Origin of the sequence: Bordetella sp. 15P40C-2 (genome assembly GCF_009763235.1) — a bacterium.
In the GTDB taxonomy this organism is placed as follows: domain Bacteria; phylum Pseudomonadota; class Gammaproteobacteria; order Burkholderiales; family Burkholderiaceae_B; genus Bordetella_A.
In genome coordinates this window covers 26,103-43,349 of record NZ_WSJA01000035.1, presented here as the reverse complement: position 1 = coordinate 43,349, position 17,247 = coordinate 26,103, and the positions used below count along the sequence as shown (strand labels likewise).

The 17,247-nt window shown below is 53.9% G+C and carries 14 protein-coding genes; 8 read left to right on the top strand and 6 right to left on the bottom strand.

Annotation, left to right across the window (positions count from 1 at the left end):
• Positions 1–150 precede the first annotated feature (150 nt).
• The 3 genes from GOQ25_RS19585 to GOQ25_RS15250 all read right to left on the bottom strand — a co-directional run bounded on the left by GOQ25_RS19585 (position 151) and on the right by GOQ25_RS15250 (position 2,665).
• Positions 151–519 (bottom strand): hypothetical protein, encoded by a 369-nt coding sequence (locus GOQ25_RS19585; RefSeq protein WP_236844606.1) that lies wholly within the window; start codon positions 517–519, stop codon positions 151–153.
• Between the two features lie 71 nt (positions 520–590).
• Positions 591–1,958, bottom strand: a complete 1,368-nt coding sequence (locus GOQ25_RS15255; protein ID WP_160351332.1) for a HAMP domain-containing sensor histidine kinase — start codon at positions 1,956–1,958, stop codon at positions 591–593.
• Positions 1,955–2,665 (bottom strand): response regulator transcription factor, encoded by a 711-nt coding sequence (locus GOQ25_RS15250; RefSeq protein WP_160351331.1) that lies wholly within the window; start codon positions 2,663–2,665, stop codon positions 1,955–1,957. The genes GOQ25_RS15255 and GOQ25_RS15250 overlap by 4 nt, the downstream gene beginning before the upstream one ends.
• 188 nt (positions 2,666–2,853) lie before the next feature.
• Here GOQ25_RS15250 and GOQ25_RS15245 point away from each other — a divergent pair, with 188 nt between their 5' ends.
• On the top strand, positions 2,854–3,501 hold the full coding sequence (locus tag GOQ25_RS15245; protein ID WP_160351330.1) for a hypothetical protein: 648 nt from the start codon (positions 2,854–2,856) through the stop codon (positions 3,499–3,501).
• Positions 3,502–4,276: 775 nt separating this feature from the next.
• A complete protein-coding gene (gene trfA / locus GOQ25_RS15240) occupies positions 4,277–5,131 on the top strand; it encodes a plasmid replication initiator TrfA (RefSeq protein ID WP_160351329.1) in 855 nt (284 codons plus the stop codon).
• Positions 5,132–5,391: 260 nt separating this feature from the next.
• Here the strand turns inward: trfA and GOQ25_RS15235 are convergent, their stop codons facing one another.
• Together GOQ25_RS15235 and GOQ25_RS15230 are read right to left on the bottom strand one after the other, a co-directional pair.
• Positions 5,392–6,165, bottom strand: a complete 774-nt coding sequence (locus GOQ25_RS15235; protein ID WP_160351328.1) for a hypothetical protein — start codon at positions 6,163–6,165, stop codon at positions 5,392–5,394.
• A 1,108-nt stretch (positions 6,166–7,273) separates the two neighbouring features.
• Complete coding sequence (locus GOQ25_RS15230; protein WP_160351327.1) at positions 7,274–9,373, bottom strand: type IV secretory system conjugative DNA transfer family protein; 2,100 nt, start codon at positions 9,371–9,373, stop codon at positions 7,274–7,276.
• A 575-nt stretch (positions 9,374–9,948) separates the two neighbouring features.
• Between GOQ25_RS15230 and GOQ25_RS19800 the strand changes: the two genes are divergently transcribed.
• The 6 genes from GOQ25_RS19800 to GOQ25_RS15200 all read left to right on the top strand — a co-directional run bounded on the left by GOQ25_RS19800 (position 9,949) and on the right by GOQ25_RS15200 (position 15,947).
• Entirely contained in the window at positions 9,949–10,143 is a 195-nt protein-coding gene (locus GOQ25_RS19800; protein ID WP_160351326.1) for an AlpA family phage regulatory protein, read from the top strand.
• 18 nt (positions 10,144–10,161) lie between these two features.
• Positions 10,162–10,452, top strand: a complete 291-nt coding sequence (locus GOQ25_RS15220; protein ID WP_160351325.1) for a hypothetical protein — start codon at positions 10,162–10,164, stop codon at positions 10,450–10,452.
• Positions 10,439–10,819 carry a hypothetical protein gene (locus GOQ25_RS15215; protein WP_160351324.1) on the top strand — a complete coding sequence of 127 codons (381 nt, stop codon included), beginning with the start codon at positions 10,439–10,441 and terminating at the stop codon, positions 10,817–10,819. Before GOQ25_RS15220 ends, GOQ25_RS15215 begins: the two co-directional genes overlap by 14 nt.
• Positions 10,820–10,831: 12 nt before the next feature.
• Positions 10,832–12,331 (top strand): conjugal transfer protein TraN, encoded by a 1,500-nt coding sequence (gene traN / locus GOQ25_RS15210; RefSeq protein ID WP_160351323.1) that lies wholly within the window; start codon positions 10,832–10,834, stop codon positions 12,329–12,331.
• A gap of 18 nt (positions 12,332–12,349) precedes the next feature.
• Entirely contained in the window at positions 12,350–15,418 is a 3,069-nt protein-coding gene (locus GOQ25_RS15205; protein WP_160351322.1) for a conjugal transfer protein TraG N-terminal domain-containing protein, read from the top strand.
• A gap of 187 nt (positions 15,419–15,605) precedes the next feature.
• Positions 15,606–15,947, top strand: a complete 342-nt coding sequence (locus GOQ25_RS15200; protein WP_160351321.1) for a hypothetical protein — start codon at positions 15,606–15,608, stop codon at positions 15,945–15,947.
• A 694-nt stretch (positions 15,948–16,641) separates the two neighbouring features.
• On the opposite strand, the gene GOQ25_RS15195 is transcribed toward GOQ25_RS15200, so the two are convergent.
• On the bottom strand, positions 16,642–17,232 hold the full coding sequence (locus GOQ25_RS15195; RefSeq protein WP_160351320.1) for a hypothetical protein: 591 nt from the start codon (positions 17,230–17,232) through the stop codon (positions 16,642–16,644).
• Between the last annotated feature and the right edge of the window lie 15 nt (positions 17,233–17,247).

The window sequence follows — 17,247 nt, the reverse complement described above, 5'->3', positions numbered from 1 at the left end:
GATGACCCATCTGGACTCCAATTTCCACACGCGGCGCCGCCGCGCCTGAGCGGTCCTTCAAAAACAAACCCCCGGCAAAAACCAGGGGTTTATCAACAGCCTGACGGCGCCCAAGCTGGGCGCCGTTTTTTCCAGGGCGAAGCGTGCTGCTTACTTGGCGCCCGTGTTCGGTATTTTCGGCTCGTTCGTGCCCGGCTCAGCGCGGTTGGGGACCTGATTCTCCGTCGTCGGCAGGCCCGTCTGACTACCGGGGGTGCCGGTACTCGTGCCAGTGGCGTGATTCGGCTGCGAACCCATCGTACCTTGGCTGCCTTGCGACGGATTGGTGTTCACAGGAGGCGGAATTTGTCCGGGAGGCACCGGGGTGTTGGGCGGCACTGCCGTGCCATCATTCGGAGTGGTCGAGGGCGAGGTACTCGACGGCACGCCGGTATCCGGGGTGCTTTGGGCGTATGCACCCCCAGCCAAAGCGCCCATTACAGTCATCGCGGCAGTCCAGGTCAGCAGTTCACGTTTCATGTCAGTCTCCAGGTGAGATGAGATATGGACTCACCCTTCAGCAACTGGCGTGCCTGGACTGCGTGTCACTCCTAGGCCGTGGGCTCGACCGGCAGCGTGAGCATGACGCTGAGCCCCGGCTGTGCATCGGAAAAAACGATGGCGCCGCCATGCAGCTCCACAATGCTCAATACGCTGGTCAGGCCAAGACCGTGGCCTTCCAGGGAGGGGTCCAATCGATAAAAATGCTTGCCCAGGTGCTCATACTGGTCAGCGGGAACGCCCGGCCCATCGTCGCTGATCACGACGCGTCCTGAATGTTCGGAACGGAATACTGCTACGCGAATCTCTCGAGACGCATACTTGACAGCGTTGTCGACGAGATTCGCCAAAGCGCTGGCCAGCAGATTGGCATCGCCGTGAACGTGGACCGTCTCTGAGTGGGTCAATGTCATGGAGACGTTCTTGTCTTCGGCCAGCGTGGCGTACATCTCCACGACATCGCTCACAATCGTATGCAGCGCGCACGGCTTGAACGAACGCCGCTGAATGCCTGCCTGCATCTCCGCGATCTGCAAAAGCTTTTCCAACATCACGCTCAGGCGCTCGATCTCTTCGACCGCACGCTGATTGGCCTGTAGTACCTGCTGTGGCGAGGCCGAGGGTTGCTGTGCCGCGCGGAGTCCTCCCACAATGCGGGTCAATGGCGTACGCAAGTTATGGGCGATCGTGTCAGAGATATGCCGGGCGCTTTTCATCAAGAGCTCTATACGATCCAGCATCGAATTGATATCGCGATTGAGCAGGGCGAATTCGTCATCGCTTTCTGCCGTGGAGACGCGTTTCGATAATTGCCCTGCCGCGATCTGCTGCGTTGTGCGGCGGATGTGGCTTACCCGATAGGCCAATTCGCCGCGGAAGATGTACGTGCCGATAATGACCAGCAAAGCCGCCAGAACAAAGGCCGCCACGATCGCCTGCCAGATCATCGCGCTAATGTCACCCATCTCGCTCAGATCGTGCCCGACCACTAGTGTTTCGCCACCCGCCAGCGTTTGGATCTGCAGATGGCCGCGGGTCGGGATACCGTCTTGAAGCACTTCGCCTTCGAATACCCCGACATAGGAATCGTGCGCGGCAGGAGGGCGGTCCAGATTGCCGGCGATCTTGTTGCCTTTTTCGTCCAGCAACAGGTATATCTCGCGACCCGAATCGATACGGTCAGCCAAGGTCAGCTCCAGCGCGGCGGCTAGTGCGGTGCGCCCGCCTTCCTCATAGGCAGCAGACAAACGTTTCGCCGAAGCCGTGATCTGACGGGTGTACTCGGTCCGTAATGCGCCAATCACCTCGTAGTAAAGAAAAGCGATCAGAATGAGTGTCGTCAGGATCGCCAATATCCCGTAGTTCAATGTCAGGCGAAACGAGATCGAGCGCCAATGATTCCTCAGGAACGGCATCATAAGATCGCGGCGGCACCGTCCGGCTCGGGCAGATCGGCAAGCGTGTATCCGGCGCCACGTACGGTATGAATCAAAGGCCTGACTGCTCCCGCGTCGATCTTGCGACGTAGTCGGCTGACTTGGACATCAATCACATTTGACTGTGGATCGAAGTTGTAGCCCCAGATGGTCTCCAGCAGCATCGTACGGGTCACGGTTCTGCCAGTGTTTAGCATCAGATAGACCAATAGACGAAACTCCTGCGGCTGCAGCGTAATAGGTGTGCCAGCACGTAGAACCTTCTGAGTGGTGACATTGACCACCAGATCCGCGATACGCAGTTCCTTGATCTCCTGATTCGGGCGCATGCGTCGGACAAGTGCGTCCATCCGCGCAACAAGCTCCGTGAACGAAAAGGGTTTGACCAGGTAATCATCCCCACCGGCGCGCAAGCCATCTACCCGATCATCCACGGCCGAGAGCGCACTCAATACCAGTACAGGCGTGGTCTTGCCCAGAGCGCGAATCGTCGACAGAATCGACAGGCCATCGACATGGTTGGGCAGAATGCGATCCAGTATGATGATGTCCCAGTGCTCCTTCATCGCGCTATCCAGGCCCGTCACGCCGTCCGAACAAACGTTCACTGCGTGACCCAGTTCAGTCAAGCCATTCGCAAGATAACGCGCGTTCTCTTTGTCGTCTTCAATAATCAAACACTGCCACATATCGGTACCTAAGCGAGTTCAGCGCGAACAGGGACCTGGTCAATATAGCCGACGAAAAACCCCGCACGCACGAGAACCGGGCATTCTTACGAAATGGTAAGACTGTCGTAATACAGCCTCCAAACGATATGGCTAACATGTTTTCGGCTATGGCCAAGCGTGAAGCCATTTAGATTTGAGGTGTCGAATTGAGCATTTATCTCAGTCCCGATCTGGACCCGAACCAGCCCATTTGCAGACTGATCAGCTTCTACGACTTGGTCGAGCTTACGACGTGTGGCAAGCTGTTTTTTGACGAGCAAAGCGATGCCATGCCCCACTCGGTCGCTCTGCCGCGAAAGGCGGGACTGGAGCAAGCCGTTGACGTGGGCCAGCACGGGAGAGCCGAGCGGTGGGCATTGGAGAGCATGCTACGACCGTGCCAGCGTGCCCCCGTGCGATATCAGTCGTGGTCGCTGGTCGGCGATGACGTTTTTCTGAACTTCCCCGTACACGAGGTCGAATCTTCGTCATCGGTCTACGTATTCGCCAGCGTTCAACGACTGGTCGATTCGTTATTTGTCAGGGATGACGTCGATGTGATCGTCAGCCCTTACGGCGAAAAGGATCTGCAAAGTGACGTCCTCGACCGCCGATCGTCGTCGATCAAAAGCCTGATGGTGGCGTTACGCGCCGCCGTGACCGGTTCAGATTACCGGCAAATCGCCCTGGATCTGAGAATGTTCTTATCCGGAGTCGTCGTGCCCCCGACCGCGTCGGCACGGTTTGTCAAAGTCGTCTCGGATCTCGTGCAACGAATAACCGATGCGCCCGTGTCACGTTTGGCACTGCGCTGATGGATGCCCCTTGGTGGGGTAGAGCCGAAATTCGTCGAACAAAACAAAAGGCCCACAATTTCTTGTGGGCCTTGGTATTCTTGGTGGCGCATCCCTGATTCGAACAGGGGACCTGCGGATTATGATCCGGAACCAAACAGGGTAAGCATAACATAAATAACTGATTTTTAAGGAATTTGGTACTTCTAAGCCGCATCTAATACGTTGTGCCGACATCTAGCATTGCACGGAATTTGCACGGGAACGGGCTCGAAGAGATCTACCTTTTTGTGTGGGGAAAAAAAACACAAAAAGGCATTTAAGCCTTCCCTGCAGCAAGAAGATGGAGCTCCGCAAAGAACACTCAGGAGCTCTAGATGTCGGAAACTTCCCCGCAAAACGTACCCGATTTCCGCGAAAAATTTTCCAGACTCGACCCCGACGCCACCATCTCAATCGACGAGTTTGGGGAGCTGATCAAATTGGGGCGCAGGTCCATGGAAGCACACAGAAGAAGGGGGAGATTGCCGCCATCTCTGGCGATCCCTGGCGCACGACGCGTGGTCTGGTCCGTTCGAGCGGTCCGGCTTTGGCTCCGTGGGCTGGAGGAGGGCCAGTCCTCCCAAGAAACTGGTTGGGAGGAGGCTGACGCAAAAAAAGAGCAAAAACGCGGGCCAGGACGACCCAGAAAATTTCAAGATGGTGCGGACTTCTTGTGAGCGAGCAAAGCGCCGCAAACAGGCGTAGGAGTTCCCCTCTGCCACAGCTACCCAGTAATTTGTTGTGGCTGGAGGAAATGTCCAACAATGCACTGGCACAAATAGAAGAGAAGGCGTCTGAAACGCACGCCCAAATTTTTCTTCCGGGCATGAGGGAAGTGTTTAGGGCTATGCCAAATCACATCGCACGCTCAAGTCTGTTTGCGCCCGTGGCGCGTGGCCGTCGCAAGATGCATGACAACACTATCTTGACCGCCCGTGGAGATGCCGAAATTAGGTTCAGCGGCAAACAACTGGATGAGGCGCAGGCCGACGTCTGGATGCAAGCCATGAAGGAGGCTCAGAATCAGCCACTAGGTAGACCAGTCACCATCAACCGTGCCGAGTTCCTTCGCGAGATTGGCCGCTCGACACAGGGCGAAAATTACCGATGGCTTCACAGGACATTCCAGGACCTTGTATTTGCCATGCTCGTCGTGGAGGTTACGAAGGCCGATGGGAGGCCCAAGCTTTCCGTGGGCAAAACTCGCGCCCTGCACCTCATCACGGGCTTCGACTACGACGAAACCAGAGAGCAATACACCCTTACCATAGATCCACGTTGGAGTGTTATGTACGCCAATCGCGAGTTTGCCCTAGTCGATTGGGAGAAGCGCCGCCGCTTCGGGCGAAATCAAGATATGGCGAAGACTTTGCAAAGACTAGTGGCTACGTCGTCGAACCGCGTGCAGCGGTATGCGCTGGACTGGCTCAAAGCCAAAATGGAATATCGGAGCCCGATGAGGAAATTCCGGGAGGCGCTGGCGTCCGCCTGCGCCGAGCTGGAACGGCTCGAAATCGTTGCGGTGCACAAGATCGAGGACAGCACCAAAGGCAAGCCACAGCTTGCCCTCTGGTTGCCTGCTACAGGGGCAGGGCCAGATGCACTTTGACGGCCTTTTCCACGGTCTGCACGTCTAGCGTTGCGCTTCCATCGGAGTTGCGTTCCGCTTCCATCGGAGTTGCGTTCCACTTTGTCGGAGTTGCGTTCCACTTTGTCGGAGTTGCGTTCCGCCCTCCCTCTGGAAACCCTTGTGCCGCAAGGCTTTCCGGGCATCGGACCCGCTTTTACCTTCTTTTTACCTTCCTTTTACTCTTGTGTGGCTGTTGACAACCATCGTGTCACAGACCGGGCAAAGAAAGGAAAGGGCCTCTATGTGGCCAAAACTTCGATGTTAATTTTTCCGGCGATCTCTGGGGGGATCGGTGGCCACTTGCCACGTTTAACGAACTTACTCTCCCCGACCTGCTCCCATTTCTGAATTTCGTGTCCGTCGCGGAGTGCTCCTCGATAGCGCGCCGCCATTGCTTCAGTCGCACACAACACGATGAACTTGCTTAATTTTTCCTGCGCAAGGCTTGCGACGATTCGTATGGAAAGTTGATCGAGTCGGCGCGCCCATTTTCCCGATAGTTCGATTTCGAGGCCTGTGATGCGGCCTTGATCGTCGACCAAACCACCATCCGGTCGTTTTGAATCTGCTAAGTTTTGCCCAAAGTCCCGATCCGACATCCACCCTTGATATGCGGGAAGACGGGCGAGCACTTCCCGTTGTGCGAGCAGGTTGTGACGCACGTTGGCCTGGTTGATGCGTCTAGTATCTAACTCTGGGTAGTCTATGTATTCTGAATAAGCTGCGCGAGCCTGGTCCAAGCCAGCTCGCGAAAGAACATAAATCTCGCGGGTCGTTGGGCACCGAGTGGTCGGTACCGGGCGGATCAAACCTTTCCGTACCAACCGTTGGGTGTAGCTACGATCCTGTGCGCCAGACGCCAGCACCAAAGTGCTAGCCGACGCATAGCCCCATCTATAAACCCACTCGAGCACGCAGCTCAGTTTCTCTGCTCCCCGCTCCTTTGCCCGGTCAGCCTGCCATCCAACAAGGCGGGCTGTGGCTGCTGCATTGACAGCGTTGACGTTCTCCATGTCTGGATCTCCTTCCTAAAATGAACTGCGATGTTCATCGTGCCAGGGCTGTTTTGTGCATATAAGGCAAGCTGATAACGATCCGCTTCAAACAGCTTCATTCGGCTTTTTTGTTGTCGGTCTTAAGCGACAAAGTCCGCATACCTTTCCGCATACGTGCCCCCATACATTCAGGTATGCGGCGACGTATGCGGCGACGTATGCGGACTGCGCATCACAAAATTCAGCGATGCGGTCAAAAAAGCGCAAACAGAGCAAGAAAAGGAGCGGCAAAAATCGCCGCTCCGGGTTGAGGCAACGCCGCACATCCCGCCTTAAGGCGGTCTGAGCCGCGTCGCCTCAACCCCTCCGCAAGCCGCATGAATCCTCGCGCTGCGAGTCTTCACGCAGCTTTCTGCGCGCTTCGCTCGCGGGCGGGGCTGGGAAGCGCCCCTTGGCCGATCCGGTAGGTCGGCCACCGCGAGCTACGCTTTCCTTCACGCGCGGACCCCTCCGGGGAATCCGCGCTCCAGCGCAACGTAAACGTTGCTCGGGGGCGCCGCCGCTTCGCGGCCAACGGCCTCCCCAGCCACGTTTGGGAAGGGCACCTACGGTACCCTGCCCGGCACTGGCCCCCTCGTTTCCTCGGAGGTGTTCCTGTACGTCACACTGAGGACGCCGTTGGCCGCGAAACGCGGCGCGGGGCAAGCCCCCCAACTGAAACCGGTCGCCTTGGGGCTCCCTATTTCGGCGCGACGGTACCGAGCCCCAAAACGGTCCCCCGGACCGTTTTTGGGGGGCTCGGTACCTGCTTGAAATTTTCCGTCGGCTCCCCCCGGCCCTACGGCGACCAGCTGGGGCTGGTGCGCCTGCGGGGGACTCGGCGGAGCCTTCGTCCCCATCCGCCCGAAGGATCTGGGGCGGATGGCTCCCCTGTGCGCACACTTCGCGCACACAGCGCGCGTCATATGTGCCCACCGTGTACACGGATAGAGCGCGCATGGTGGGCACACACTGCGCGCAGTATGTGTACTACGCGCCCACAAACTGCGCATGTCGTTGTGTGAAGGGTACGCACACTTCGCACTTAAGTGCGCCTGCTAGGTGCAGATAGCGCACGTTTTGTGCGCTAACCCTCAGGAAACAAGTCGCCGAATTTTTCTTTCAAGGCGCGCTTGTCCTCGCTTGTCAATCCTTCATTTGTCTTCTCAACGAACTCGCTGCTGTCCTGAGCATTCGCGGGTGCTTTCTTCTGCCCTTGTGGGAGCACAAACTTTTCGTAGAACCGCACGCCTTCGACTGTTTGAGGTGGCTCGCGATAAACATTAACGTTTACCTCGGGTGGAGCGCTCGGGGGCAGGTCGGAAAGAAAGTGAACCAGTTCCCGACCCTCCGTCCAAATAATGCCTTCGCCAACACTCAAGCGGGCAAAATCTTCTGGACGCACGCGCCAATCATCTTCCTCATTTTCTGCGAAGCGTTGTGATTTTCCGCCAGCGTCAGCGCCATCTGGGGATGCGCTAGCCTTGTTTGTGTTTGTTCCGCTGCTTCGGTCTTCAGCAACGCTTCTGGCTGCGCGGGCTACGTTTCCGACTAGTGTTGCCGCTCGCTCGCATGCCGCAGCGTCCGCTAATTTGAAAAACACTTTCGTTTTGCAACCCGTCTCTACGATATCGACAAATTCGGGCGACACGTTGGCAAACTGGGCTGGTGTCTGCGTGAGTGGGATCAGCGAGACGCCAGAACTGCGATTTTGAGCGAACATGGTCTCCATCGCGGGCATCGAATATGAAGCGGCCTCATCCAGAAAGGCAAAAAACAACTTACGCTCGTTCTCGGGCTGGGCCTGAAGCCAGGAGAGGGCTGTGCGAAGGTCGGCGATAAAGATTTTTGCAAAATTCATTGAGGCTTCGGCTTTGCCCATGCTTGGCAAACTGACATAAATGATCTTTTGCTGCTTGATCGCCTTAAATAAATTGACCTCGGGGGAGTACGCCGATGTCACTTCACCGAATTTACCGGTCCCAAATGTTGCGAGACGACCAGCAATTCCGCCGAAGAGTTCCTGGAGACGTCGAACGTCGTATTGACCATTGGACGCGCGAAATTGGCCTAGCAAAAACAAAAAATCTGCCGTTGCAGCAGAGAATGGAGATTTCTTATTTAAATCCTTGGCGAAAGAGGCCATTGCTTCCGACGACCCAATTATGGTCGAAAGATCTCTGAAATTGAAGGCCAACCCTAATTGACGAAGTGCCGCTATCGTCGATTTGATGACACGCCGAGCTGCTTCCCGGTAATAGTCTTCTGCAGCCGTCTGCGCTACTGGGAGCAAGGCCAGGCAGCGGTCGGCGATTTCATCCTCATCTCCGAAAATAATAGGGTTATAAGTGTTGCTTTCAGTAGGGTTCCCCGGATTTATAAATAGAATATCTTTTTCACGGCCAGCTGATTTCGCAAAATAGAAAACGTCCCGAACATCGCTGCTGTCCAGCTTCGCGTCAATGAAAATCAGCCCGCCACCGCGATCAATTTGCTGTTTCATTAGCAATTTCGCCAACGAAGTTTTCCCGCTGCCTGGCGCACCGTATCCCAGCAAGTTATAGCGCAGAAGCTTGGCAGGCAGATAAATTCGCTGGCCCGTGTCTATGCGTTTTCCAAGACAGAACTCTGCTTTCTGATTTAACCCGTTGCTACTGATTATGGTCACTGGCGATTTAATCGCGTTCTTGGGTCGACGAGAAATAAGGAATCGATACGCAAACCAGCCTAGCGGCCCAACAATAAATAAAGCTTCAAGAAAGTTAATGAGGTAGATTAAAAATTCGCTTTCAAAAAAAATACCTGGATAAATAAAAAAACGAAGTGGCGTAAATCGTAAAGCACAGGCAAAAATCGAAGCCGTAATTATCCAAGTGTCTGCTGCACCGCCGACTCGCATACCGCGCCAGGCGGTCGATTCTCGGACTGAGCCAACGGGGTCAGCAGCACCTAATTCAGGCCATATTCTCTTTTTTGGAGTGACCAAGTGGAAGAGCCATCTGCCTACTGCCTTCCATGTTTTTCGGCACAGCCAAAATAGCCACCGGCCAAAGAATGCGATTGGCTCAAGCAGTCCTGTTTTCAGAAGCCAGTGCACAAACGGCCTAACTCCAGCTATGCATATATAAAAAACGAGTAAGGGGACAAAGGTAATGATTCCAAAAAATTTTATGGATTCAGCTTCCATTTTTAAAATCCTCCTGGCCGTCGTGGAGGATCTTTTCGCGCCACGCCTCCGGCAGTCGCGAATCCCAAATGACAGTTCGATATCCGGGTCTGGCAGGGGCCGGGAATTTTCCGTTGCGAACTAATCCCTTTAATCCGTTCTGTGAGATTCCCAGAAGTCGGGCCATATTGGCCCAGCCACGAATAAAAAGTGGCTTGTGATTAGTAGATTGGTTGTCCATGGTGAAACCAAAGGCCTCCTAATGAGCACGTTTAGGTCTAATTCTGCTCGATTGAGGCGTTTTGGCAACTGTGATTTTTCTTGCCGTACGGTATGCAAAAAAAATTATTGCGTACCTCTGAGTATTCGCGCGTAGTAAATGATCCCAGTGCGTAGTCCTTACGTAATGCATGAGTCAAAATAACTCAATAAAATCAATGGCTTGCAGTTGTTTGTTTGCCACGAATCGTGCAAAATGTTGGTGTCTCTGGCCTTCCCCTGGCGCATCTAGAGACGTCACCCAGAGACGTCACCCTCCCAAAAAAAGGGACTAGATTTTCGAGGGCAACCAGCCTTCAAAAACTGGAGCAAAGCAAATGGAAATGGATTTAGACAAGCTAGCCTGCCTCGACCATGGGCGAGTGCTTGATTTGACGAGCCTTTCAAAAAGCACATTAAGTCGATTGGTCCGGGCAGGGCAATTTCCTTCCCCAAAAAAATTCAAAAGCGTCAATAAGCGCTATTGGGCCGCCGAAGAGGTTTATGAATGGCTGCAAAACCAACGAAGTTAGGACCTAGGAAAAACCATCATGACGCGACTTTTACTTGGTGTGCCTCTTTCAGAAAAGATTTTGCAAGATCGACGTTTCCTTTTTGCTCCTTTCGTTTTTTCTTTTTTTGGAACAATAGGGGGTGCGATTTTTTGGGTTTTTGCCAGCTTGGTTTCGTGGTCTTGGGCTCCTTTCGTCTTTTGCGTTTCTGTTTTTCTTGCGTTTGTGGCTCCGCTTTTGGTCGTGTGGATGGCCATTTACGTGATAGTCACAGCGGAAATTTTCTTTTTCCAGATTTCTCTAGGTTGGAAAAAACATGAAAAAAAATAGCGAAATCGTGACACTCGACAGCGACCGCGTCATTCACGAATGTCGACTAGCCTTCCTGGAAGAGCGCTTTCGAAGCGAAATCAATGATGCTGGTCGATTGGCAGTCCTCAATGCTTATGCGTTGGAAGCATTGCTGGTCGGTCGCTTTTGGCGCTTGGGTTTTGATGGCAAGCCTTTTGCATGGGTAATTTTTGATTCGAAAACGACGGCAGTACAGGTGGGCCGCCATGTGTTTCGCGTGTTTTCATCAATGCCGGGGATGGTCGACACGCTGGATGATCAGCTAGGACTTGCGTTTGCTGACCACTGGCGAACGTTGGTTTTGGATTCGATGCCACTCCAGCCGATGCCACTCCAGCTTCACTGAGGCTTACCAATCATGCTCAGCCGAGTTGTTGCGACGGTGCTCCTCGTCACTTTTTCGACGCAGGTATACGCCATTACGTGCGGTCCATTGCAAACGATAGAGAGTCGGTGTGCAAAGCAGGTCAATTACGGCGGACAGATCGTGTGCGCCCCGGATGGGTGGGAGGAATATTGCCAAGACATCACCAACCCAGCGACCGACACGCCGGATTACGGTGTTCGGAAATGCGTGCAAACCGCGCGCACATGTGTTGACGACACTCCTGTCAAACGAATCAACGGCCTGGATGTTCCAAGCTCGGTGGTTGGTGGCTGCTGGAAGTGGCAAAGCACCTACACATGCTTGGGCGGTGAGAACGACAATACCTGCGACGTTTACGAGAATGATGCAGATTGCGCTGTAGCAACTCGCCAGTGCATCAACAATGACCCGGCTGCGGGTTGCCTGGAATGGGAAATTGGCTACCAGTGCATCGTCGAGCGGGGGACCGAGGGCACGATTAACGTATGCACTGACACAGAAATTTGTGTAGGCGGGGTTTGCTGGGACAGCGGGTACATGCCCGATGGGGATTTTGCGGAAGTGCTGACGCGAATGGAGATGGCTCGGCAAATCGGCGTCTATTCACCCGATGGCCTGGATATCTTTGCAGGAGAGGCCTCAAGCTGTCGCTCCATGCGTGGTGGTGGGCTGAAGAACTGCTGCACCACAGACACCTCAGCAAGATCAAACAACGCAACAATGGGGCAGGCAATCTCTGGTGCAGGAACCGCTGCAATCCGGGTTGGGTCGAAATTCGTTTTCGATGCGCTCTACGGCGACACGATCAACTGGGTTGCCTCTGGGTGGGCTGCTGCACTGGGCAGCAATGGTGGCCAAGGTGTTATCGACAGCATCTCGAACCCTGGTTTCGGGATGTATGGTTTTTCCATTGGCGGCACCGGAAGCTTCTTAGGTACGGCGGGCGTTCCGCTCGGATCAGTCGCGGGACAGCCGATGTTCTTCAATCCATATGCGCTCGCATTTGCGCTAGCCGTGCAATCGATAATGGCAGCCATGACATGCAGTGAAGACGAGGCCATGCTTGCAATGAGGCGAGGCGCAGGCTTGTGTTCAGATCGTATTGGAAGCTGGTGTGAGAGAGAAGTGCTCGGGGTTTGTATTACACGAAAAGAAAGCTACTGCTGCTATAACAGCAAACTGGCCAGGATCATCAACGTGCAGGGCCGAGCCCAACTCGGATTCGGTTGGGGTAACCCAGAAAGCCCAAGCTGCACTGGCTTTAGCGCATATGAGTTGCAGCAGATCGACTTCTCACAGATCGATCTGTCTGAATTCACGGGTGACGTGATGAGGGCAATCGATCTCAGCTATCTCACTTCAGACCATCAAGCGGCGGAGAACGGCGATTTTGTTGACGGTGCTTTGGGTAATGCATGCCAATCCACGTACGACGCCGTAGGAGGGGATATGTCGAAACTTCCTGCCGAGTGCAGGGGACTCGTAAATTGAGGGCAAACGATGCCGGAAATGACCATTTATGTGACCGGTGGAGTGGATTGGTTTTATACCGTTCTCAACGCCGTTGCGATGATTTTTAACAACGGCACTTTGCTGTCCGAAGTCACGTTGATGGGGGCAATGTTCGCCATTATTACGGGAGCCTGGTTCTACATTCAGCGCAATATCGGCTCGGGCCTGTTGAAATCGCATACCTGGCTTGAGCACGCTTTCATCATGACGGTCGTGTTTTCCGTCTCATGCGTGCCGACGCGAGTCACGATTCAGGGTATCTACGGCACACAAAGCGCAGCGGTCGTAGACAATGTGCCGCTGGTTGCTGCTCTTCCCGCGTCCGTTTTCAGCACAATCTCTCACGAGCTTTTCTTGGCTGCGGACACAGCGTTCCAGTCGGTGTCAGGTAGCTACATGTCCACTTCGGAGGAGGGATTCGCCGCCCCGCTCAAGGTGCTTTACGCGATGCGTGGCGGTCTTGAATTTGTTTCGAGTGATTTGGCCGCATCCATTCGTGCTTATGCTGCACGGTGCAGTCGCGGCTCAAGTATTACGATGGAGGGATTGAGTCGGAGCACGGATCTGTTGACGTATTTGACGACAAACGCGCGAGCAGGGGGGGTATCTGAAACTTATCTAAATCTCAACGGAACCCCTACCACGAACGGCCCCTATCAAACTCAATCTGCTCAAGCAGAGATGGTGTCCTGCAATGACGCGGCGGCTCGCATCGTGGCGGGCTGGACTGAATTCGAGTCGCCTACGACGGGCGCGACAAGTAGCGATTTTGAGACCTTGCTTAATTACAACATCAAGGAAACGTCCAATGCAGGTTCACCTGAAGTTCGCGCCAACGCCGCTACCTATCAGAATGCATTTAATCAATTGATTGGAAGCTCTGGCCAGTCTGCGCAGAAGTTCATGCAGAACTCTTTGATGGCCGATTTGCTCGCGGACACCTACCGCTGCATGAGCCGAGGTACCAGCCACGCAGATATGCTCAGCTGCACGCAGTTGCAGCACAATGCGATGGAGGCCTACAAGGTTGACGCGACAGCTTCTGCAAACATGTTCACCAAGACCATGTTGCCCGCGATGACGCTGTTGCAGCTTCTGTTTTTTGCGTTTGGCGTCATCATTTTCTTCTATGGAATGCTGCGCGGTGCGTTGGTGTTGTCGGCACTGGCCAAGTACATGGTGTTTGGCATGTGGGTGTTTTCGTGGCTACCCTTCGTCGCGGTCATCAACGCTTTTATCCAGTGGATGGTTGTCGATAAGGTTAACTCGATTGCCAATGAAGGGCTGACCATGGCCAACAAGAGTGTCTATATGTACGACACCTTGTCCACTAACCTCGCCATGGCAAGTGATCTGCTGGCGATTACGCCGCTCATGACACTGGGACTATTGACAGGTGGCGCGTACGCCATGACGGGCGTTGCGCAGCGTCTATCCGCTCCTCGTGATTATGTGGATGAGAAGCAGGCCGCACCGGCAACGAGCAGTGTTAGCCCGGTGGTGCAGACCACGGCGATGCACACGAGCAACGCCTACAAGGGGATTCAGAGTTCTGACTACCTCGAGCCTGAATATTCTGTGTCGGGCAGCCTCCAAAACTTGGAACAGTCGGCGCACAGCCAATCGATTTCGTCCTCTATTGACTCTGTTCGCGCCGCGCAACAATACATCGGCTCAGCAAAGCAAGATTTGGGTGGGCGGACCGTCACAAATAGCGGTGGTAGGTCGTATGATCTTTCCAAAGTGAATTTGGAAGAATACGCGGAGCGCGAAAGTACCGAGTATGTCAACAACCAAGGTTTCAGCGACCAGCGCAAAGCTGAGGTAAACGCTGGCGTACGAGCTGCATATAAGATGGTTACGGCAGGTGCAATCTCAATGTCTGATGTGTTGGCCAAAACGGATGATCACAACGTCCGCGACGCACTCGCGGCTGGATACTCCTCGGCAGATAAATATGCCGAGGGGGTCAAGGAGGCGATATCGGATGAAGTGGCGACACGTGGCGGCACGCTCACGAGTCGAACAATTGAAAGCGGCGATAGATACGAGGCGGCACGGCGGAAGTCTATCGCGGACCAAAATTCCTGGACCGCCATTTCTGCGCGGAGCCAAGAAATAGGGGAAAAATACACCCTCAGTGCATCGTCCATAAATCAGGCTCTTACCGAAAACCCTGATATTGCGCACGACTTACACCAGGAGGGCGTTCGCCTTCGGAATGAATATGGCGACAACTATGATGCTTTTTACAATCAGGCACGGCGATTCATCACGGCGGGTGGTAAAACGTACTACGAGAATGCCGATGAATTGACTGTTTTGCATACTTTGGGCACGTTCGGCAACCATGATGAAAAAGCGCAAAAAACACGAGACCAAATAATTACTACACTGGCAGGAGTCAGTCCAATTGCAGATGGCTCATCGGCCAATCGTGATATTGGCACAGCAGCTGTCGGCATTAGTCCAACAGCACACGGCCTTGGATCCAACGTAGCTGATTATGTTCAGCAAGGCCCGAGAGCTAATGGTGTGCGTTCGGCAAGCCAGATGTCAGATGCTGCTTCAGCCAACGATACACCTGAAAACGGTGGGGCCAGTATTGTTTTTTCCATGGAAAAAGCAGCGGATGCGCGTAGGGAGCGGGCTGGCAATAATTCCGGTGGGAATGAGGCTGCCGTTGCTGTTCGATCTGGAGACGCTGATGCTGCGGCTGCGAGGGCCGAATTGAATTCGGCTACTGGTACGCAGGAGCGCCGCTACAGAGAAACGATCGAAGCTTACGCGAGCAACAATTCTGCCGTGGCGACGGCTAGCACCACAGCAGCGGGCGTAATGAATGAAGCTGCGTATCGCCATGTCCATTCGTCGACAGAAGTTCAACAGCAAGCCACGCAAGCAGCCTCACAAAACGTTTTTGGTCAGGACATTGCGACATCTGCTGATGGCACTTCTGTAAAAACACCCGAAGCGTCAATTAAAGGAGCAACGCGCAACGATGACGGGACGGTGTCCGTTAATGTGAGGCGAGCAAAAAATACTGGCAACGAATCTGAAGACTAGTTGATCAGGTGACGGATGAAATGCAGTGTGGTGAGCGATACTTCTCCAGGCTCCTAGGCGAGCGCGCGCGTATTTCGAGATGCATTTCATCCGTCACGCTGCTATCTGTTGTTGTGTGTTTCTGCTAAATTTTGAACGCTCGTCGTGGATGATGATGGGTAAGGCACCGGCTCAAAAAAGGAAAACCATGAAACCTTCTAAGGGAACAGGCGCAGCGACCGATATGCCGTCCTGGAAAATAAAGCTGTACCAAATAATCTGCGGAGAGGCGCAACTTATTTCGCCGATTTGGAAGCTTCGCCTGATGTTCCTTGGCGTGTTCGCCGCGCTCGTGCTGGCAATGTTCGTCATGCCTTTATTAGTTTTGCTCGTCGTTCCCCTCTTGATGTCGGTCTTCAAATGGTCGGCGGTAGCTTGGGCGGCGGAGAGTGTGTTGGAGAAGCACGCTCTGGAAGGTGGCGATGTTGAGACTAGGAAGAGAAAGCGTGCTCAACGTGTTCGGCGATTAAAGCGTGCCCGTCAACCTTGAATTGGATTTTCATGGGGCGCCGGAGTCATAACTGCAACAGGCACTGGAGAGGTTTGTGCAATCAGAGGCGTCGCGGCGGCTGGCTCGACTGAGGGGGAGTAATCCAGACCTCAAACCTATTCCACGCCGAGATGCTATTTAGTTAGGTGGCTCAATATGTAGCCACCGCCCCAGCACTGCCTTGACACAGGCCTGGCAAAAATCAAGGCGAACACGGGCACCATCCCCGAACACTGAGTCGTACCCCCCAATAAAGTCGATTGAGTGTTTTTCAGAGAATTCCTGACCATCGCGCAACATATGAAGCCCGCAGCGGTCACATGTGCAGCCGGAGACTTCCTGAATAGTTTTTTCCGTGTATTCGAGCATAGTGATAAGTCTGGAGTGCAGTAGTTTAGGGGGAATCCAAGGGCTTTTAAAGCCACTTTCGTCTACTTTGAGTGCCTATAACTATAATTATCGGCAGTGTAATTTTTAAGGGATTCTTCGGTATTTTCACAACCTGGGCGGTATCTCAAGCGCAAGGTTTTGTGGTGGTGTTTAGGTTGAGTTTCGTGCTTAGCAGCAAGGTTTTATGGTGGTGCTTAGGTTTTAACTCAAACGTCAGTTGTGGCATTGTCAGTCTCGACAATGCCTCGCAAAAATACGGACAGGCTCCAAAAAGCCACTTCGCTATCCAGCGAAGTGGCTTTTTCTATCTCGCTTCATTCTGTTCGATTGACGCTGAGAAGCTGGCCTTTTGTTCTGCGCAAGTCGGTTGAAAATCGGATAAGCGCAAGAGCTGGTAGTTCTCGTTTACCAAGGTAAGCCTACGGCCCACTTTCAGCACGCGTACCCTGTCGCCCAGGTCTACGCAGTGGTAGTCGGTAATGCGTTTCACGTAGTCGACTGCGACAGGTACGTTAACCAGGTCTCCTTCGCCGTCTCTACGAACCATGTATTCGACTCGTGGAGCATTTAAAGCGCTGACGATATCGAGAATGGCTCCGATGCCACCGAGCGCCATTCCACCTTGAAGGCTCGACATGCCGCCAATGTTGGCTGCGACAGCGCCACCAATGCCCGCGTCACCAACCATGTCGCCTGCGCCTTTGGAAATATTGTGGACCGTGCCATTCTTCTCGGTAACGCGGACCTCTTCAAGTACACCTCTCGCAACGACCGGATCGCCGTATACATATTCTTGCCCGTTTTTCGTGTACGGTTTGTAGTCCTGTACCGTGTCGCACCCCGCAAGCGACAGATATACGCTGCTGGCTAGAAAAATCTTGTAGATGCACTTCATTGATCAACTCTCCAA